Consider the following 19,401-nt stretch of genomic DNA (forward strand, 5'->3'; position numbering starts at 1 on the left):
CGTCGTGAAACGCTGAGGGCTCACCCCCAGAGCGCGGGTTCGGGCGGGTAGATCAGGCTCCCCTCGAAGCGCAAGGCCGGGTCGCGGTCGCGGGCCAGCAGCAGCGGACCGTCGAGATCCACGTAGTCGGCGTGGTGCGCCAGTAGCATGGCGGGCGCCATGGCCAGGGAGGTTCCCACCATGCAGCCGATCATCAGCGAGAAGCCCCGCGCCCGGGCCTCGTGGGCCAGCATCACCGCCTCGGTCAGGCCGCCGGCCTTGTCGAGCTTGATGTTGATGGCGTCGTAACGCCGGCTCAGGGCGTCGAGGCCGGCGCGGTCGTGCAGGCTCTCATCGGCGCAGATCGGGATCGGCCGGGCGATCTCGGCGAGCAGGGCGTCCGCGTCCGCCGGCAGGGGCTGCTCGATCAGGCGGACGTCGGCGGCGACGCAGGCCGCGAGGTTGGCCTCGATCGTGTCCGGGCGCCAGGCTTCGTTGGCATCCACGATGAGGCGTGCCTCCGGGGCGCCGCGCCGCACGGCGGCGATCCGCTCGGGGTCGCCGGCGCCACCGAGTTTCACCTTGAGCAGTGGCCGGTGCGCGGCCTTGCATGCCGCCGCCTCCATGCCCGCCGGGTCGCCGAGGCTCAGGGTGTAGGCCGTGGTGGCGACCTGCGGCGCCGACAGGCCCGCGATCATGAAGGCGGGGCGTCCGAGCTGCTTGGCCTCCAGGTCGAACAGGGCGCAATCGAGGGCGTTGCGCGCGGCACCCGCCTTCATGCCGGTCTGCAGATCGGCCCGGCTGGCCCCGTCGGCGATGTCGCCGGCCCGTGCCAGGATCAAGTCGGCGACGCTCTCCACGGTCTCCCCGTAGCGGGCATAGGGCACGCACTCGCCGCGCCCGACCCGGCCCTCGGCGTCGGTGATGGTGGCGACCACCACCACCGCCTCGGTGCGGCTGCCCCGCGCGATGGTGAACGCCCCCGCGATGGGGAAGCGCTCGACCGCGACGTCGAGACGCCGGCTCACGCGCTCGCCCCCGTCACGGCAGGCGGAAACTCCGCGACGATCCGGTCGACGATGCCCTCGACGCCGAAACGCACCGGATCGGTAGCGGGAAGGTCGTGCGTCCGGGCGAGGTCGGCCAGCAACGCCCGCGCCGCCCCCTCCTCCAGGTCCTGCGTGTTGACGGCGATGCCCACCGGACGGATGTCCGGATTGGTCAGGCTCCCGAGCTGGATCGTGAGGTCGATGACCTGCTGGATCGTGGGTAGCGGATGCTGGACGCCGCGCATCGTCGTGCGGGTCGGCTCGTGGCACACTACAAAGGCGTCGGCCTGCGCCCCGTGCAGCAGCCCGAGGCTGACCCCGGCGAAGGAGGGGTGGAACAGCGAGCCCTGGCCTTCGAGGAGGTCCCAGTGGTCCGGCGCGGCGGCCGGCGCGATCCACTCCACGGCACCGGAGATGAAGTCGGCCACCACCGCGTCGATGGCGACGCCGCGTCCCGAGATGAAGACGCCGGTCTGGCCGGTGGCGCGGAAATCGGCGTCGAAACCGCGCTCGCGCATGCCCTTCTCGAGGGCGAGCACAGTGTACTTCTTGCCGACCGAGCAGTCGGTGCCGACGCTGAGCAGGCGGCGGCCGGGACGCTTCGTACCCTTGCCGGTGGCGAACGTCTCCGCGGTGTGGCGCACGTCGTGCAGTTGGCGACCGTTGCGCTCGGCGGCCTCGGCGATGGCCGGCACCGCCCCGAGGCGGGCATGCAGTCCGCTGGCGATGTCGAGGCCGGCATCCAGGGCCGCCACGACCTGGGCGATCCAGTGCTCCGGCAGGACGCCGCCGGCATTGGCGACGCCGATCACCATCGTGCGGCAGCCCTTCTGTACGGCCTCGGCGAGGGTCAGGTCCGGAATGCCGAGATCGGCGGCGCAGCCCGGCAGCCGCAACTGGCCGACGCACCACTCGGGGCGCCAGTCCTTGATGCCGTAGGCGGTCTTGGCGGCCAGCCGGTCCGGCACGTCGCCGAGGAACATCAGGTAGGGCGTTTCGATCTGCATCGCGTCAATCACCGGCCGAGGCTCGACACCTCGCGTTCTCCTATGCGCGATGATCACGGCGCTGCCAAATCATGGGCCTCGCGCGCCTGCGCCCGCAGAACGGGCTTGCGGGCGGGCGCGATGTCGGGTGTGGTCGGGGCGACGAGAGACGGACCAGAGTCCGCGAAGAGGGAACGTCGCACGCATGAAGATGTACGGCAATTGGCGCTCGGCCGCCGCCTTCCGGGTCCGGGTCGCCCTCAACCTGAAGGGCATCCCCTACGAGGAGGTCTTCCTCGACCTCGATGCCGGCGAGCAGTTCAAGCCGGATTTCCTGGCGATCAATCCCCAGGGCGCGGTGCCTGCCTTCTTCGACGGCGACGGCCCGCCCCTGATCCAGTCCCTGGCGATCCTCGACTACCTCGAGGACATCCACCCGGCGACGCCGCTCCTGCCGAGCCAGCCCCGCGAGCGCGCCCGCGCCCGGTCGCTCGCTCAGGTCGTCGCCTGCGACACGCATCCGCTCTACGTGCCGCGGGTGCGCAACTTCCTGATGGAGACCTACGACCTGCCGCGCGAGCGCATGCTCGGCTTCGTGCGCCACTGGATGGCGACCGGGCTGAAGACCCTGGAGACACGCCTCACCCAGGAGCCGGGCACCGGGCGCTACGCACAAGGCGACGCGGTCAGCCACGCCGACCTCTGCCTCGTCAGCCTCTGGGTGGGCACCGGCATCTTCGGTGTCGACACCGCCCCCTTCCCGACGGTGCGCCGGATCGCCGAGGATTGCCTCGCGCAGGACGCCTTCGCCCGGGCGCATCCCCTGCGCCAGCCGGGCGCACCGGCGTGACGGGAATGGCGGTCGGATTGCAATCCTACTAAGCTGAACCCTGGGATGAACGCGCATAGCCCGACGTCGGGGCACGCATCCGCGCACTTGCGGCACACGAGGACCTGATCGACATGGTACCGGGCGAAACCGAGGACAAACTCCACCGCATCGTCGTCGTCGGCGGTGGTGCGGCGGGCCTGCAACTCGCAACGAAGCTGGGCGACAAGCTCGGCCGCACGCACAAGGCCCACATCACCCTCGTCGACCGGGCCCGGACCCATATCTGGAAGCCGCTGCTGCACGAGGTCGCCGCCGGCAGCCTCGATGTCGGCCACCACGCGGTCGACTACCTGCACCACGCCCACCGGCACCATTTCCGCTACCGTATCGGCGAGATGACCGGCCTCGACCGTACCAAGCGCGCGATCCACCTCGCGGCCAGCCACGACACCGAGGGCCGCGAGGTCACGCCGGTGCGCGAGATCCCCTACGACACCCTGGTGATGGCGGTGGGTTCGACCACCAACGATTTCGGCACGCCCGGCGTGAAGGAGAACGCCATCGCCCTCGACACCCAGGGCCAGGCGGTGCGGTTCCACCAGCGCCTGATCAACGGCATGCTGCGCGCCCATACCCAGCCGGGTCCGGTGCGGCCGGGCCAGCTCCACGTCACGGTCATCGGCGCCGGGGCGACCGGCACCGAGCTCGCCGCCGAGCTCCACCGCACCACGCGCGCCGTGGCCGCCACCGGCCTCGACCGGATCGATCCGGCCAAGGACCTCAAGATCACCCTGGTCGAGGCGGCGAGCCGCATCCTGCCGGCGGTGCCGGAGCGGATGTCCCGCGACGTCATGGTGCTGCTCGACAAGATCGGCGTCGAGGTTCGCGCCGGCGCGCGGGTGACGGAGGTCCGGCCCGATGGGGTCCAGCTCGCCGATGGCGGCTTCATCCCCTCCGAACTCGTGGTCTGGGCGGCCGGCGTGAAGGCGCCGCCCTTCCTACACGAGATCGGCGGCCTCGAGACCACGCGCAACAACCAGCTCGTGGTGACCCCGACCCTGCAGACCACCCGCGACCCGGACATCTTCGCCATGGGCGACTGCGCTTATCTGGTCGAGAAGGGCTCCGACACGCCGATCCCGCCCCGCGCCCAGGCCGCGCACCAGCAGGCCTCGCACCTCATCAAGATCATTCCCGACAAGATGGCCGGCAAGCCGTTGAAGGCTTTCAAGTACCGCGATTTCGGCTCGCTGGTCTCGCTGGGCGAGTACTCCACGGTGGGCAGCCTGATGGGTTTCATCAAGGGCAAGAACATGTTCATCGCCGGGCTCTTCGCTCGGATGATGTACCGTTCGCTCTACAAGATGCACGAGCAGGCTCTGCACGGAACGGTCAAGACCACCCTCGACGCGGTCGCCCGCGCGCTGACGCGGCGCACCGAGTCCCGCGTGAAGCTGCACTGAGAACGAGCGGACACGAGCGCCATGTTCATCGACATCGTGAAGGCCGTGCAGCAGCGCAATCCGGCGTTGGGCTCCTACGTCCTGGTGTTGCGCGGGGATTCCCGCGCACGCGACCCGGCCGACTCGAGCCGCCTCCTGCCCGAAGTGGAGGCCTGGCTCGCTGAGCATGCCCCGGGCGCCACGTTCTCGCAGGAGAAGGTGCTTCTGGCGCCTTATCCCGGGGCGATGCCGGAGGATCGAGCCGTCGCGGTGATGGCCTTCGCCGATGCCCGACACCTTGCGGCCTTCGCCACCGCCTGGACGGCCGATCCCGAGCCGGAGGAACCGGAAGCCGACAGCGCGCCCCGGGACGCCTGAACGATCCCGGTCAGGTACAGACCCGGCCGGCGAGCCAGCGCAGGCGGGCGGCCTCCAGGCCCCAGATCATGCCCAGCATCATGTAGACGTGGCGCCACTTCTCGATGTCGATCTGCGCCGCCTGCAGGAAGAACATCATCAGCGCGGGCCAGACGATCTGTGCGTGCCGCCGGTAGGGCGTGTCCCGGCTCATCAGGCGGAAGCCCACGAAGCTCGTCATCACCACGAGGCCGATGAAGGTGGCGCCCCCGACCCAGCCGCCATTGGCGAAGCTGCCGATGTAGCTGTTGTGCGGCTCCAGGGCGAAGATCAGGCGCCAGCGCAAGGGCCCCATTCCGAGGGGCTCGTCGACCAGCATGCCGATGCCGCGCATCTGGTTGCCGAAACGGCCGGTCTCGCCGGTGTCGTAATCCTGCGTGACCGCCGCGCGCTTGGAGAACATCTCCGCCGTGTCGCCGATCGACATCAGGCCGACGATGGCGAGCGCCGAACCCGCGACCGCCAGGACCATGAGCGTGACGATGCGCCGGCGCAGGGCCGTGGACCGCGTGGTGCGGTAGACGCTGCCGACCATCACCGCGATGGCGATGAGGGTCCCGCCCCAGGAGCCGCGCGAGAACGACAGGAAGATGCCGGCCACGATCACCAGAAGCACGACGGCGGAGAGGATCGGCCGGCGGGTGGTGCCGAGGAGCAGCCCGTGCATGAGGTAGAGGGCGCCGAGCGTCAGGAACGAGCCGAAGACGTTCGGGTCCTGGAAGGTCCCGGAGGCGCGTCCGTACTTGTAGAACAGGTCCTCCGTCGGGATGAAGCCGAAATACCCGACGATGCCGAAAGCGCTCGACAGGAGGCAGCTCGCCACGAAGGTCTTGAGCGCCAGTTCCATGCGCGCATGCGTGTCGTCGGAGAACAGCATCGCGAAGAACACGCCGGTGATCGACAGGTAGGCGAGCTGGATCGTCCAGGTCACCGGCAGCGGCTGGTCGATGAAGGGCAGCAGCGCGACGGTGATGGCGCTGACGTAGAGGATCAGGAGCCAGAGCAGCGGCAGCATGCCCCGGTGCAGGCGCAGACCCAAGCAGAGCCAGAGCAGGATGGTGGGGATCGCCACCATGTCGTAGGGCGACGTGTCCGAGAAGGCGAAGCAGGCGAAGAAGATGAAGGCGACGAGAAGCACCGTCGCGAGACGCCGGAGCACGTGCAGGACGGGAAGCCCCGCCCAGGCGCCCGCCTGCCAGCGCGAAGCGCCGGGTGCCATCGTGAACGCCATGCACGCAACCCATCATCGCGCCGCCGACAGGCTGGGGCGCGCTCCAGGCTTCGATGAGGCGCGAGAATGATTGAGATTTCGAGAAAAGCCGGGTCTCAGGGCAGCGCGCGCACCAGATTCCGGAACTGATCCCCGCGATCCTCGAAGCTGCGGAACTGGTCGTAGGAGGCGCAGGCCGGCGAGAGCAGGACCACGGGTTCCGCCGCCTCAGACGCGGCCGCCGCCTCGGCTGCCTTGGCGGTCGCGACCGCGAGGGTGCCGCAAGCCGTGTAGGGCACCCGCCCCTCCAGGGTGGCGGCGAACGCGTCGCTCGCCGCGCCGATGAGATAGGCATGGGCGACCCGGCCGAAGAGCGGCGCCAGGGGTACGATCCCGCCCTCCTTGGCCTTGCCGCCGAGGATCCAGTGGATGTCGTGGAAGGCGGTGAGCGCTTTCTCGGTGGAGTCGGCGTTGGTCGCCTTCGAATCGTTGACGAAGAGCACGCGCCCGCGCCGGGCGACCTCCTCCATGCGGTGGGGCAGGCCGGGAAAGCTGCGCAGGCCGGCGACGAGTTCGGCGTCGCTGATCCCGAGGGCCCGGACGCAGGCAGCGGCCACGGCCGCGTTCTGCCAGTTGTGCGCGCCCCGCAGGGAGCCGACTCCCGTCAGGTCGACGATCGGCGTCCCGTCGGCGTCGAACACCGTTCCGTCCCGGGCCGACAGGCCATCGAAGCCCGCTTGCGGCGTCCCGACATGGATGCGCACGGTCGGCCCCGTCCGCGCATCCGCGATGGCCCGGCTGAGATCGTCGTCGACGCCGACGATGGCGCGGTCCGCACCCGCCACCAGCCGCCCCTTGATGGCAGCGTAGTCGGCGAGCGTGCCGTGGCGGTCGAGGTGGTCGGGCGTGATGTTGAGGAGGATGCCGAGGCTCGGGTCGAGGCTGGGTGTCAAATCGATCTGGAACGAGGACATCTCGATCACGTGGATCCGGTCCGGCGCTGGCGGTGCCAGCGAGAGGATCGCGGTGCCGATATTGCCGCCCATCTGAACGTCGCGGCCCGCGGAGGCCAGGATATGGGCGATCAGCGCCGTGGTGGTCGACTTGCCGTTGGTGCCCGTGATGGCGACGAAGGGCGCGCCCGGCGCCAGCGCCCGGCGCTCCTCGGCGAACAGTTCGATGTCGCCGATGACGGGAATGCCGGCTTCGCGCGCCTTCTCCACGGTCCAGTGCGGCGCCGGATGGGTCAGCGGCACGCCGGGGGCGAGGATGAGGGCCGAGAAGCCGGACCAGTCGGCCTCGTTCAGGTCGAACACCGTAACGCCCTGGTCGCGGGCGCGGCCCGTACTCTCCGGGCTGTCGTCCCAGGCGAGCACGTCGGCGCCGCCGGCGATGAGGGCTCGGACAGTGGCGAGACCGGAGCCGCCGAGGCCGAACAGGGCGACCTTCCGGCCGGCGAAGGTGGTGACGGGCGTCATCGTGACGGGGCTCAGCGCAGCTTCAGGGTGGCGAGACCGGCGAGCGCCAGGATCACCGCGATGATCCAGAACCGGATCACGACCTGCGGCTCCTTCCAGCCCTTCTGCTCGAAATGATGGTGGATCGGCGCCATGCGGAAGACCCGCTTCCCCGTGAGCTTGAACGAGGCGACCTGGATGATCACCGACATCATCTCCAGCACGAACAGGCCGCCGACGATGGCCAGCACGATCTCGTGCTTGGTCGCCACCGCGATGGTGCCCAGCAGACCGCCGAGCGCCAGGGACCCGGTATCGCCCATGAAGACCTGCGCGGGGGGCGCGTTGAACCAGAGGAAGCCGAGCCCCGCCCCGATCACCGCCCCGCAGACCACCGCGAGTTCACCCGTGTCGCGAACGTAGTTCACCTGGAGGTAGCCCGCCGTGAAGACGTTGCCCACGAGGTAGGCGATCACGCCGAAGGTGCCGCAGGCGATCATCACCGGCACGATGGCGAGACCGTCGAGGCCATCGGTCATGTTCACGGAGTTGCCGGCGCCGACGATCACGAAGGCGGCGAACAGCACGTAGAACCAGCCGAGGTTCAGAAGCGCGTCCTTGAAGACCGGGAAGGCGAGCTGGTTCTGAAGGGCGGGCGGCGAGTAGACCGCGATCAGCGTGCAGGCCGCGATGGCGATGGCGGCTTCGAGGGCCAGGCGGAACTTGCCGGAGAAGCCCTTGTGCGACTGCTTCGTGACCTTGAGGTAGTCGTCGTAGAACCCGATCGCGCCGAAGCCGAGGGTCACCGCCAGCGTCACCCAGACGTAGTGATTGCGCGGGTTCGCCCAGAGCAGGATCGCCACCACGCAGCCGGCCAGGATCATCAGGCCGCCCATGGTGGGCGTGCCGCGCTTCGTCAGCAGGTGCGACTGGGGGCCGTCCTCGCGGATCGGCTGGCCCTTGCCCTGGCGCAGGCGGAGCAGGGAGATGATCAGCGGCCCGAACCAGAACACGAACAGGCCCGCCGTGAACAGCGCGCCGCCGGTGCGGAAGGTGATGTAGCGGAAGACGTTGAGGGCGGAGACGGTGCCGCTCAAGTCCGAGAGGAGATACAGCATCCAGCACCCGGCCGTGGTTCAGTTCGGAACTCGGCCGGAGGCGCGCGCGCGTCACCCTCCCCGGCCGTCATGAAGGTCGCCTCAGCGCGCGGCGGCGTGCGGCGGTTCGGCTTGGGCGTTCGCGTAACGGGCTTTGAGCGCTTCGACAATCCGGCCCATGCGGATGCTGTTCGATCCCTTCACCATCACGGCGTCGCCGGGGCGCAGGGCCGAGAGCACGGGTTCGAGGAGGTCGGCCGAGGTCGCCGCCGCGGCGCCGCGGCGGCTCACGGGCAGGGCCTCGAACAGGTTGCGCATCAGCGGGCCGGCCGTGAAGACGAGGTCGACCTTGGCGGCCTCCACCGGCCCGGCGAGGTCGCGGTGGTGGGCCTCGCCCTCGGGCCCGAGCTCCAGCATGTCGCCCAGCACCGCGATGCGGCGGCCGCGTGGGCCGGTCTCGATGCCGGCCAGCGTCGCGAGAGCCGCGCGGATCGAGGCCGGGTTGGCGTTGTAGCTCTCGTCGACCAGGAAGGCCTCGCCCTCCCCGACCGCCAGAGCGGTGCGCTCGCCGCGCCCCACCGGGGGCCGCAGGGCCGCCAGGGACAGGGCCGCGCGGGCGAGGTCCGCCCCGAGTGCATGCACCACCGCCATCACGCCCAGCGAATTCATGGCCGTGTGCCGACCGGGGGTGCCGAGCTGGTAGGTCACCGGAATGCCCATCACCACCGCGTCGACCACCGAGAGGTCGGGGCGCAGGACGATGCGCCGGGCGCGGACATCCGCCTCCGGATGCTCGCCGAACGAGATGACCCGACCGGCGCGCGAAGCCTGGGCGTGGGCGAGGAGGCGGGGATAGTTCGGGTTGTCGCGGTTGATGATCGCGGTGCCGCCCACCTTCAATCCGGAGAAGATCTCGCCCTTGGCGTCGGCGATGGCCGAGAGCGAGGCGAAGTGCTCGATGTGCACGGGCTCGACGGTGGTTACCAGGGCGATGTCGGGCTGCACCATCGCGGTGAGTGGCACGATCTCGCCCGGGTGGTTCATGCCGATCTCGAACACGCCGAACCGGGTCTCGGCGGGCATCCGCGCCAGGGTCAGGGGCACGCCCCAGTGGTTGTTGTACGAGGCGATGGAAGCGTGCGTCGCCCCCTGCGCGGAGAGGACGTGGCGCAGCGCCTCCTTGGTCCCGGTCTTGCCGACCGACCCTGTCACCGCGACGATGCTCGCGTCCGTGCGGGCGCGGGCCGCGGCGCCGAGCGCCCGCATGGCGCCGAGGACGGGATCTTCACCCGTGCCCGGGACGGCCAGGACCGGCCCGACGCCCGCGAAATCCTGCGCCCGATCTTCCGCGACCACGGCCGCGCCGGCGCCCCGCGCCAGGGCGGCCGCGACGAAGTCGTGCCCGTCCCGAGCCTCGCCCCGGATGGCGAAGAACAGGTCGCCGGGCTGCAGCGTGCGGGTGTCGATCGAGGCGCCGGTGATCGGCGTTGGCGCGCCCGACAGCGTGCCGCCGGTGGCGGCCTCCAGGGCGTCGGACGTCCAGAGCGGGGTGGTGTCGGTCATGCTGAGCGTTCCGCGATCGCAGCCCGGAGGACGTCGTGGTCCGAGAAGGGCAGGACCTGTGACCCCACGATCTGGCCGGTTTCATGGCCCTTGCCGGCCACCACGAGCACGTCACCGGGCTCCAGCGCCCGCACGGCGGTGCGGATCGCCTCGGCCCGGTCGCCGATCTCGACGGCGCCCGGCGCGGCGGCCAGGATCGCGGCGCGAATTGCGGCCGGGTCCTCGCTGCGGGGATTGTCGTCGGTGACGATGACGGCATCGGCTTGTCTCGCCGCGATGGCGCCCATGATCGGGCGCTTGCCGGTGTCACGGTCTCCGCCGCAGCCAAAAACGAGGCGCAGGCGCCCCGTCGCGAAGGGACGGAGCGCCGTCAGCACGCCCTTGAGGGCTTCGGGCTTGTGGGCGTAGTCCACGAGGCAGAGCCCGCCATTGGCTTCGCCGATCCGCTCCATGCGGCCCGGCACGCCGGTGAGGTGCTCAAGGGCGGCGATCACGCCCGCCGGATCGGCCCGGCCGGCGGGGGTCACCAGCACGAGGCCGGCGGCGAGCAGCGCGTTCTCCACCTGAAAGCCGCCGACCAGCGGCAGGCGCACGGTGTAGTCCTGCAACCGGCCCGAGGCGCCGGGCGCCTGCAAGGCGAGATGTTGGTGAAAGCCCTCGGTGCGCGCGGAGATCAGCCGCACCGTATCGCCCTTCGACCCCGTGGTGTGGACATCGAGGCCACGGGCGGCGGCGGCCGCCACGACGACATCCGCATAGGCGCCGTCGCTGTTGATCACCGACGGGATGCCGGGCTGCGCCAGTGTCGTGAACAGCCGCAACTTGGCCGCCAGGTAGTCGTCCATGGTGGCGTGGTAGTCGAGATGGTCACGGCCGAGATTGGTGTAGCCCACCGCGGCGAGCGCGACCCCGTCGAGGCGGCGCTGCTCGATCCCGTGGGAGGACGCCTCCATGGCCAGATCGTCGATGCCGTCGTCGGCGAGCCGCGCCAGGGTGGCGTGCAGGGTCACGGGGTCGGGAGTGGTGAGCGAACCGTAGGTGGCGCCCCGGCTGGTGACGATGCCGACCGTGCCGAGGCTCGCGGCCTCGGCGCCGAGGCGCGCCAGGATCTGGCGCACGAAATCGGTGACCGAACTCTTTCCGCTCGTCCCCGTCACCGCCACCACCCGGGCCGGCTGCCGGCCCGAGAAGGCCTGCGCCGCGCGGGCGAGGCTGCGGCGCACATCCGCCACGGTGACGTAGGGCACGCTTGGCCCGAGACCCTCCGGGCGTGGGCCCTCGCTCACCACCGCCACGGCGCCGGCCGCCGCAGCCTTGGCGGCGAAGCGGCGGCCGTCGGCCACGGTGCCCGGCACGGCGACGAAGACGAAGCCCGGCCCGACCTTTCGCGAATCCGCCGTCAGACCCGCGACCGGCAGGTCGGCGAGGCCGGCCTCCGCCTCGGGAAAGAGCCCACCGAGGGTCGGCCCGCTCATCGCCCGTCCACCTGCGTGGCGTGGTAGGCGCCGAGCTTCACCATGAGGGGGAAGGGCTTCACCGGCGGGTCGAACTGGGGCGGCAGGCCGAGGACGGGGGCGACGCGCTCGATCACGCGTCCGGTGACGACCCCGGAGTTCCAGGCGGCGGTGGCGTAACCGCCGGATTCCGGCAGGCCCTGGGGCTCGTCCATGATGGTCACGAAAAGGTATTTCGGGTTGTTCATGGGTGCGGCGGCCATGAAGGTCGTGAACAGGCGGTTCTTCACGTAGCGGCCGTGGATCACCTTCTCGGCGGTGCCGGTCTTGCCGCCCACGAAGTAGTACGGAATCGCCGCCTTCTTGGCCGAGCCCTCGACGGCGTTGAGCCGCATGATGAAGCGCATCGCCTCGCTGGTCTCGGGCTTGAGCACGCGGGTGGCCTTGGCCATCGCCTCCTCGGCGGTCGTCTTGAGAAAGGTCGGCGTCATCAGGAAGCCGCCGTTGGCGATCGCCGCCACCGCCGCCGTGGCCTGGATCGGTGCCACCGCGAGGCCGTGGCCGAACGCGATGGTGATGGTGTTGATCTCGGTCCAGCGAGCGGGAACGATGGGCTCGGCGCTCTCGGGCAGTTCCGTGCGGACGCGGTCGGTCAGGCCCATCTTCTTCAGGAAGGCCTTGTGGCCGGGCACGCCGATGCCGAGGGCCATCTTGGCCGAGCCGATGTTGGACGAGTGCGTGAACACCTCCGGCATCGTGATGACGCGGTTGGTGCCGTGGTACTCGTGGATCTTCTGCCGGCCCCAGTTCAGCACGCCGCCGCGCGTGTCGAAGGTCGAGTTGACGTTGAACTTGCCGGAATCGAGGGCCATCGCCAAGGTCATCGCCTTGAAGGTCGAACCCATCTCGTAGACGCCGACGTTCATCCGGTTGATGCGGTCGGGATTGAGCGCGTCGGCCGGATCGTTCGGGTCGAAGTCCGGCAGGGAGGCGAGTGCGATCACCTCCCCGGTCTGCACGTCGAGGATCATGCCAGCGGCGGCCTTGGCCTTGAAGTGCTCGAGACCCCAGGCCAGCTCGTCCCGCACGGCGAACTGCGCCCGCAGATCGATGGAGAGTTGCACCGGCTTCAGGTCGGTCTGCTTGGCGACCAGACCGAAATCGTTGAGCGCCTTGTTACCCTGGTTGTCGATGTACTTCTCGATGCCGGCGATGCCGATGTTGTCGAGGTTGGTCACCCCCAGGATGTGGGCGGCGGCCGTGCCGTTCGGGTAGACGCGCTTGTGGTCGGGCAGGAAGCCGATGCCCGGAATGCCGAGCCGGTGGACCTCCGCCTGCTGCTTCGGAGTGATCTCGCGCTTGACCCAGACGAAGCCTTTCTTCGTGGAGAGCTTGGCCCGCAATTCGGTGGCGTTGATCTGCGGCAGCACGGCAGTGAGGAGTTCGACCGCCTCGTCCTTGTCGTAGATGTTGCGGGGTTCGGCGAAGATCGAGACCGTGCGGATGTCGGTGGCCAGAATCTCACCGTTGCGGTCGACGATATCGGGTCGGATCGCCGTGGTGGCGGCGGCCGCGATCCGGCGATCGCCATTATCCGGCTCCGGGAAAGCCGCCATGTAGATGAGACGGCCGGAGATGGTGGCGAAGACCAGAGCGAAGCCGAGGCCCACGAGGCCCACGCGGGCGTAGGAGCGCTCGATGGCGAGGTGGAACATGGCCTTCGCGCCGCGCACCAGCCAGCTGGTCCGGGCGACGGACGCGTCGGCGATGCGCTCGACTGGCGCCGGGGCTTCGGACTCCACCGGAGCTTGCGAGTCGACCGAACCTTGCGAGTCGACCGAACCTTGGGACTCGACCCGATGCTCGTGGAGCGCGGAGTCCTGGGCCTCCGGGATCGGGTCGGGCCGGGATACGTCGGGGGGCTGGACTTCGGACACGGACACTACCTCGAAGTCGTGGTCGGGGTTCTGGTGGTGGTGGTCCGGGGCGTGACGCTGCCCGTGGTGCGCGGGTCGTCGGAGGCGCGCCCGGCCACCGGCTTCTCCTTCGGCGTCGCGGTGGCGGCGAGGAGACGGCCGATTTCGTCGCCGCGGTCGGGACGGGTCGGCAGGTCGGCGAGGCGCCCGAGATGGACGGTGCCGATCGGCTCCAGCGCGAGGTAGCGGTCCACCGCCGCCTGCAGGCGATCGGGGCGGGTGAGGAGCTGCCACTCGGCGCGCAGGACCGCGATGGCCTGGCGCTCCCGTTTGAGCTGGCTCTGGGCCTTCGAGACCTGACCGGCCTGATAGAGTGTGTCGTACTTGATCGAGTAGGCGTAGATCGCCGACCCGATCAGGCCCAGCACCGCGACGAGGTTCAGCAATCGGATCACCGGCGCGCTCCTCCACTGCGGCCCGTCCGCGCGGGCAGCGCGGCCAGGGTCTCGATGGCCGCCAGGGGCTCTGGCGCGGGCGCATCCGTGCGCTGGACCGCGCGCAGCTTGGCCGAGCGGGCGCGGGGATTGACGGCGATCTCGGCCTCCGACGGCAGGACCGGCCCTTTGGTGACGGCCGCGAAGCTGCGCGGCGCCGGCGCCTCGAGGCTCGGCACGTGGCGCGAGGCCTGGGCCGCCCGGCCGCTCCGGGCCGAGAAGAACTGCTTCACGATCCGGTCCTCCAGCGAGTGGAACGTGACCACGCCGAGGCGCCCGCCCGGCTTCAGGATCCGCTCGGCGGCATGCAGCGCCTGCACCAGCTCGCCGAGTTCGTCGTTCACGGCGATCCGCAATCCCTGGAAGGTGCGGGTCGCTGGGTGGATGCCGCTCGCCGGATCGGCCCAGACCACGCTGGCGACGATCTCCGCCAGGGCTGCGGTGGTCTCGATCCGGGCCTTGCGCCGGGCCTCGATGATCGCGCGCGCCACGGCGCGCGAGCGGCGCTCCTCGCCGTAATGGTAGATGATGTCGGCCAGATCCGCTTCCTCGGACTCGTTGACGAGGTCGGCGGCGCTCGGTCCGGCGCGCTCCATGCGCATGTCGAGGGGACCATCGTTGCGGAACGAGAAGCCGCGCTCGGGCTGGTCGATCTGCATCGACGAGACGCCGATATCGAGAATGACCGCATCGGCCTCGGCGTGACCCGCCGCCCGCACGCAGGAATCCAGGGTGCCGAAGCGGCCGGACACCAGGGCGAGGCGGCCGGCGGCCTCCGCCACCAGGGGCGCGCCCCCCGCGATGGCGCCGGGGTCGCGGTCGATTGCCAGGACCTGCACCGCGGGGTCGGCCTTCAGCATGGCACGCGTATAGCCGCCGGCGCCGAAGGTCCCGTCCACCGCTAGGGTGCGGCCCGGAAGGTCGAGGGCCTGCAGAACCTCGTTGAGGAGGACCGGAACGTGCGGCGCTCCGTCGACCGGCCGCGGCGCGCGCGGCGCACGGGTCATCGGGCGGCCCCGATACGGGACGGTCGTACGACGCGCACACGGGACGAAGGTCGGGGCGAGAGCGAGGACGAAACCGGACTGAAGCGGCGCATGCGTCCCTTCCACGGGGCTGGAGCGCGCTGGCGCGGCTCGGAGAGACGGGGCGTCTCCGGGTCGACGCGTGACGCGACCGCGCGAGCGGACACCGGCCTGCCTTGGACAGGCTGCGTCCGTCGATCCGAAAATCGCCGTTGACGGGATGAATCGGGGTACCATGGGCCTCTGAGCGCCGTCAACGAACCTGGGCGGGAGTGCGCCGCCGGCAGCGATCAGACCTCAGCAAGGTTAACCGAGCGTAAGTTTTCGTTCGGGTTTCGGTAGCAGTCGCAGGGTGAAACGCGGATCAGCCGGCCTTTAAGCCGGGTTCTGTAGGGCCCGAGCGATCCGCAAGGATCGCTCTGACGTGGCGGCCATTCCTCTGGGACGATCGTTACCGAACGCCTCGAGCAACCAACCCGGGCGACGAGCCTGGAGAGAGAGCCTGCGCGGACCGAAGCCCGCGCGTGTCGCCCCTATTCGGTTTTGCTCCCGGTGGGGTTTGCCGTGCCGTCCGCGTTGCCGCGTCCGCGGTGCGCTCTTACCGCACCCTTTCACCCTTACCGCAGCATCGACCGAGGTCGACACCATGGCGGTCTGCTCTCTGTGGCACTGTCCCTGGGGTCGCCCCCGCCGGACGTTATCCGGCACCGTCTCTCCATGGAGCCCGGACTTTCCTCCCCAGGCAAGGAGCTTTGAACTCTGCGCCCGGAGCGGCCGCCCGGCCGACTGATCCGCGGCGGATGTGCGCCGGGCGGGCGCGACAGGTCAAGGGCGTTCGCGACGCAAGGCGTGACGCCAGGATCGGCATGCCGAGATTTTGGACACCCCGCTTGGCGAGGCCGATGCCCCGCTCCAACTGCCGGACTCGGCCCGCTGGCGGCAGCGCCCCGGCCGGTAGACACACGGAACAGGAGGAAGCGATGGCGACGAACGACACGGCCTGGACGCTCGAATCCGTCCAGCAACTCACCGCGATGGCCCGGGAGGGCATTCCGGTCTCGGTGATGAGCCTGAAGCTGCGCCGGCCGATCGAGATCGTGGCGGCCAAACTGACCCAGCTCGGCCTCACGCCCGCGCCCGAGACCGGCGCCTGACGACGGGACGAGCCGCCGGCGCACGGCGGCTCGTCGGTTCGGGCTACCAGGAGCCCGTGTTCTCCATGGAGGACCAGGGCTCCTGAGGCGGCTTGGCCGGGCCCTTCTGCAACAGCTCGATCGAGATGCCGTCCGGCGACTTCACGAAGGCCATGTTGCCGTCGCGGGGCGGGCGGTTGATGGTGATGCCGGCCGCCTGGAGCTTGGCGCAAAACGCGTAGATGTCGTCCACCTCGTAGGCGAGGTGTCCGAAATTGCGCCCGCCCGAATAGCTCTCGGGGTCCCAGTTGTGGGTCAGCTCGATGACGGGCGCCTGGGTCTCGCGCGCCGTGCCGGCATCGTCGGGGGCGGCGAGGAAGACCAGGGTGAAGCGGCCCTTCTCGTTATCGACCCGGCGCACCTCCTGGAGCCCGAAGGTGTTCACGTAGAAGTCGAGGGCCCGGTCGAGGTCGGCGACTCGGACCATGGTGTGCAGGAAACGCATGGGGTAGTGCTCTCTTCCAATGGATGGCGCCTATGTGGACCGGCGCACGCACGCGTCAACGGGCCTGGGGCCCGCGCGTTGCGCCGCTGCCGCCGCCCCCGCAAGATGGGGCGGACGCCGGAAGGGACCCGCATGCGCACCGAGACTCCGATCGCGACCCGCCTCGAGGATTACCGCCCGAGCGACTACCTGATCGAGACCGTGGCGCTCGACGTCGCACTGCATCCCACCGCGACGCGGGTGCGCGCGGAGATCAGGTTACGACCCAACCCGGACGGCCGGGCCGGCGCCCCCCTTGTCCTCGATGGGGACGACCTCACCCTGACGGACTTGCGCCTCGACGGAACGCCCCTGGCGGCCGACGCCTACACGGTCACGCCCTCGACCCTGACCCTGACGCACCCGCCGGCCGGGGCCTTCACCCTCACGATCGAGACCGAGATCGACCCGACGGCCAACACGAAGCTGATGGGGCTCTACCGGTCGAACGGCGTCTACTGCACGCAGTGCGAGGCCGACGGCTTCCGCCGGATCACTTATTTCCTCGACCGACCCGACGTGATGGCGGTCTACAGAACCCGCATCGAGGCGGACCAGACCGAGGCGCCGGTTCTTCTGGGCAACGGCAACCCGATGGAGGCTGGCGAGGCCGGGCCGGGGCGGCACTACGCGATCTGGCACGATCCCCACCCGAAGCCGGCCTACCTCTTCGCCCTGGTCGGCGGGCGCCTCGACCACGTCCAGCGCGATTTCACCACGAGCGAGGGCCGCCGGGTCACGCTCGCCGTCTATGTCGAGCCGGGCAAAGCCGCACGGGCGGACTACGCCCTAGAGGCCGTCGCGCGCGCCATGGCCTGGGACGAGACCGTCTTCGGCCGCGCCTACGACCTCGATGTCTTCAATGTGGTCGCGGTCTCCGACTTCAACATGGGCGCGATGGAGAACAAGGGCCTCAACATCTTCAACGACCGCTACGTGCTGGCCTCCCCCGAGACGGCGACGGATGCCGATTACGCGGCGATCGAGGCCATCATCGCGCACGAGTACTTTCATAATTGGACGGGCAACCGCATCACCTGCCGGGACTGGTTCCAGCTCTGCCTCAAGGAGGGGCTGACGGTCTTCCGCGACCAGGAATTCTCCTCCGACATGCGCTCGCGCGCAGTGCATCGCATCGGCGAGGTCCGCACCCTGCGGGCCCGGCAGTTCCCAGAGGATGCCGGGCCGCTGGCCCACCCGGTGCGGCCCCGGCAATATGCCGAGATCAACAACTTCTACACGGCGACCGTCTACGAGAAGGGCGCCGAGATCGTGCGGATGCTGCGCACGCTCCTCGGTGCGCAGACCTTCCGCGCCGGAATGGATCGCTACTTTGCCGACAATGACGGCCGCGCGGCCACGGTGGAGGATTTCCTGGCTGCCTTCGCGGTCGCCTCCGGGCGGGATCTCGACGCATTCGCGCGCTGGTACGAACGACCCGGCACGCCGCGCGTCGCCGTGCAGGGCGCCTACGACGCGGACGCGCGCAGCTATCGGCTGACCTTCCGCCAGAGTCTGCCCGGCGCCCCCGACAGCCCGCCCCTGACCATCCCGGTGAGCCTCGGACTCGTCGGCAGCGATGGTCCTCTCGCTGTGGTCTGCGACCGGGTCCGGGACGGCGTGTTCGTGCTGGAGCGGGCCAGCGACACCCTTACCTTCACCGACGTCGCCACCCCGCCGGTGCCGTCGCTGTTTCGCGGCTTCTCCGCCCCGGTGCGAATCGAGATGGACATGGCCGACGCCGATCGGCTCGTGCTGCTGCGCCACGACAGCGATCCGTTCAACCGCTGGCAGGCGTCCCAGAGTGTCGCCATGCGTCTCCTCGTGCAGGGCACGCGCTCGGGCGTCCTGCCGAAGGAAGCCGCCGAGGCCTTCGCGGCGGCCCTCGCCGCCTTCCTCGACGGGGAGGCGCTGGCCGATCCCGCCTTCGCCGCCCTGGTCCTGGCACTTCCGAGCGAGGCGGATGTCGCCAACGAGATCGGCGCCGAGATCGACCCCGATGCCATCCATCGCGCCCGTCACGATCTGCGACGAACTCTCGGGGCCATCCTCGCGGAGCACTTCCAACACCTGCGCGATGCCCTGGCGGACGCGCCCGGGACCCCGTTCAGCCCCGACGCAGCCTCAGCGGGCCGACGTGCGCTGCGCAATGCCGCCCTCGAGCTCCTGGCCGCGACCGATCCGGACGGCGCCACGGCGCAGGCCGAGGCTCAGATGGCCGGCGCCACGACGATGACCGATCGCCTCGCCGCGCTCGCGGTCCTGGCGCAGAGGCCCGGGCCGGCGCGCGAGAACGCCCTCGCGCGATTCGCCGAAACCTACCGCACCGAACCCCTCGTCCTCGACAAATGGCTTGCGATCCAGGCCACGATTCCGGAGGCGGGCACGCCCGAGCGCATCCGCCACCTTCAGGCCCACCCGACCTTCTCGATGACCAATCCGAACCGCGTCCGCGCCCTCATCGGCAGCTTCAGCATGGGGAACCCGACGCAATTTAACCGTGCAGACGGCGCTGGCTATCGCCTGGTGGCAGAAACGGTCCTGGCCCTGGATCGGACGAATCCCCAGGTCGCCGCGCGCATGCTCACGGCCTTCGGCTCCTGGCGGATGCTCGAGTCCGGCCGGCGCGACGTGGCAAGATCCACACTGCTGGAAATTCGTGCGGCGCCCGGACTGTCGCGTGATGTCGGCGACATCCTCGGGCGGACCCTTGCCGGCTAGCCAAGCCACTGGCGCGAATCGTCTTTTCGGGCTGACTTAACACTTGTTTTCGCTCTGCGATTCGGCGGACGAGTCAAGCGAC

General features: G+C 70.0%; 16 protein-coding genes and 1 other RNA gene. 5 read left to right on the top strand and 12 right to left on the bottom strand.

The annotated features are described in order from the left end of the window. Positions 1 to 20: 20 nt before the first annotated feature. Positions 21 to 1,007, bottom strand: coding sequence for an N-acetyl-D-Glu racemase DgcA (gene dgcA, locus MFF30_RS03235; RefSeq protein ID WP_238276484.1), 987 nt, complete (start codon positions 1,005 to 1,007; stop codon positions 21 to 23). Continuing rightward, positions 1,004 to 2,035: an N-acetyltransferase DgcN gene (gene dgcN / locus MFF30_RS03240; protein WP_238276486.1), complete on the bottom strand. Its 1,032-nt coding sequence runs from the start codon at positions 2,033 to 2,035 to the stop codon at positions 1,004 to 1,006. Before dgcN ends, dgcA begins: the two co-directional genes overlap by 4 nt. A gap of 184 nt (positions 2,036 to 2,219) precedes the next feature. Between dgcN and maiA the strand changes: the two genes are divergently transcribed. The 3 genes from maiA to MFF30_RS03255 all read left to right on the top strand — a co-directional run bounded on the left by maiA (position 2,220) and on the right by MFF30_RS03255 (position 4,666). Further along, positions 2,220 to 2,864 carry a maleylacetoacetate isomerase gene (maiA, locus tag MFF30_RS03245; protein WP_238276488.1) on the top strand — a complete coding sequence of 215 codons (645 nt, stop codon included), beginning with the start codon at positions 2,220 to 2,222 and terminating at the stop codon, positions 2,862 to 2,864. A gap of 113 nt (positions 2,865 to 2,977) precedes the next feature. Further along, positions 2,978 to 4,309: an NAD(P)/FAD-dependent oxidoreductase gene (locus tag MFF30_RS03250; protein WP_238276490.1), complete on the top strand. Its 1,332-nt coding sequence runs from the start codon at positions 2,978 to 2,980 to the stop codon at positions 4,307 to 4,309. Positions 4,310 to 4,330: 21 nt separating this feature from the next. Further along, positions 4,331 to 4,666 carry a hypothetical protein gene (locus MFF30_RS03255; protein WP_238276492.1) on the top strand — a complete coding sequence of 112 codons (336 nt, stop codon included), beginning with the start codon at positions 4,331 to 4,333 and terminating at the stop codon, positions 4,664 to 4,666. A gap of 10 nt (positions 4,667 to 4,676) precedes the next feature. Here MFF30_RS03255 and MFF30_RS03260 read toward each other — a convergent pair whose 3' ends face one another. From MFF30_RS03260 to rnpB, 9 genes are all read right to left on the bottom strand, one after another. Further along, the gene (locus MFF30_RS03260; protein WP_238276494.1) at positions 4,677 to 5,936 is read right to left on the bottom strand and encodes an O-antigen ligase family protein; all 1,260 of its coding nucleotides are present in this window, start codon (positions 5,934 to 5,936) and stop codon (positions 4,677 to 4,679) included. Positions 5,937 to 6,031: 95 nt separating this feature from the next. Continuing rightward, positions 6,032 to 7,393, bottom strand: a complete 1,362-nt coding sequence (gene murD / locus MFF30_RS03265; protein WP_238276510.1) for a UDP-N-acetylmuramoyl-L-alanine--D-glutamate ligase — start codon at positions 7,391 to 7,393, stop codon at positions 6,032 to 6,034. An 11-nt stretch (positions 7,394 to 7,404) separates the two neighbouring features. Beyond that, the gene (gene mraY, locus MFF30_RS03270) at positions 7,405 to 8,490 is read right to left on the bottom strand and encodes a phospho-N-acetylmuramoyl-pentapeptide-transferase (RefSeq protein WP_238276512.1); all 1,086 of its coding nucleotides are present in this window, start codon (positions 8,488 to 8,490) and stop codon (positions 7,405 to 7,407) included. An 81-nt stretch (positions 8,491 to 8,571) separates the two neighbouring features. Further along, positions 8,572 to 10,032, bottom strand: a complete 1,461-nt coding sequence (locus tag MFF30_RS03275) for a UDP-N-acetylmuramoylalanyl-D-glutamyl-2,6-diaminopimelate--D-alanyl-D-alanine ligase (RefSeq protein ID WP_238276514.1) — start codon at positions 10,030 to 10,032, stop codon at positions 8,572 to 8,574. After that, complete coding sequence (locus MFF30_RS03280; RefSeq protein WP_238276516.1) at positions 10,029 to 11,507, bottom strand: UDP-N-acetylmuramoyl-L-alanyl-D-glutamate--2,6-diaminopimelate ligase; 1,479 nt, start codon at positions 11,505 to 11,507, stop codon at positions 10,029 to 10,031. The genes MFF30_RS03275 and MFF30_RS03280 overlap by 4 nt, the downstream gene beginning before the upstream one ends. Then, positions 11,504 to 13,255 carry a peptidoglycan D,D-transpeptidase FtsI family protein gene (locus MFF30_RS03285; RefSeq protein WP_238276530.1) on the bottom strand — a complete coding sequence of 584 codons (1,752 nt, stop codon included), beginning with the start codon at positions 13,253 to 13,255 and terminating at the stop codon, positions 11,504 to 11,506. The genes MFF30_RS03280 and MFF30_RS03285 overlap by 4 nt, the downstream gene beginning before the upstream one ends. A gap of 173 nt (positions 13,256 to 13,428) precedes the next feature. Continuing rightward, positions 13,429 to 13,857, bottom strand: coding sequence for a cell division protein FtsL (ftsL, locus tag MFF30_RS03290; protein ID WP_238276518.1), 429 nt, complete (start codon positions 13,855 to 13,857; stop codon positions 13,429 to 13,431). Beyond that, positions 13,854 to 14,903: a 16S rRNA (cytosine(1402)-N(4))-methyltransferase RsmH gene (rsmH, locus tag MFF30_RS03295; RefSeq protein WP_238276521.1), complete on the bottom strand. Its 1,050-nt coding sequence runs from the start codon at positions 14,901 to 14,903 to the stop codon at positions 13,854 to 13,856. Before rsmH ends, ftsL begins: the two co-directional genes overlap by 4 nt. Positions 14,904 to 15,281: 378 nt before the next feature. Continuing rightward, positions 15,282 to 15,711: RNase P RNA component class A (gene rnpB, locus MFF30_RS03300), an RNA gene on the bottom strand. A 190-nt stretch (positions 15,712 to 15,901) separates the two neighbouring features. On the opposite strand from rnpB, the gene MFF30_RS03305 reads away from it, so the two are divergent. Next, positions 15,902 to 16,075 (top strand): hypothetical protein, encoded by a 174-nt coding sequence (locus MFF30_RS03305; RefSeq protein ID WP_238276522.1) that lies wholly within the window; start codon positions 15,902 to 15,904, stop codon positions 16,073 to 16,075. Positions 16,076 to 16,118: 43 nt separating this feature from the next. Here the strand turns inward: MFF30_RS03305 and gloA are convergent, their stop codons facing one another. Continuing rightward, positions 16,119 to 16,559, bottom strand: coding sequence for a lactoylglutathione lyase (gloA, locus tag MFF30_RS03310; RefSeq protein ID WP_238276523.1), 441 nt, complete (start codon positions 16,557 to 16,559; stop codon positions 16,119 to 16,121). Positions 16,560 to 16,691: 132 nt separating this feature from the next. Here gloA and pepN point away from each other — a divergent pair, with 132 nt between their 5' ends. Beyond that, the gene (gene pepN / locus MFF30_RS03315; RefSeq protein WP_238276524.1) at positions 16,692 to 19,319 is read left to right on the top strand and encodes an aminopeptidase N; all 2,628 of its coding nucleotides are present in this window, start codon (positions 16,692 to 16,694) and stop codon (positions 19,317 to 19,319) included. Positions 19,320 to 19,401: the final 82 nt, after the last annotated feature.

Origin of the sequence: Methylobacterium goesingense (assembly GCF_022179225.1) — a bacterium.
GTDB lineage: Bacteria > Pseudomonadota > Alphaproteobacteria > Rhizobiales > Beijerinckiaceae > Methylobacterium > Methylobacterium goesingense.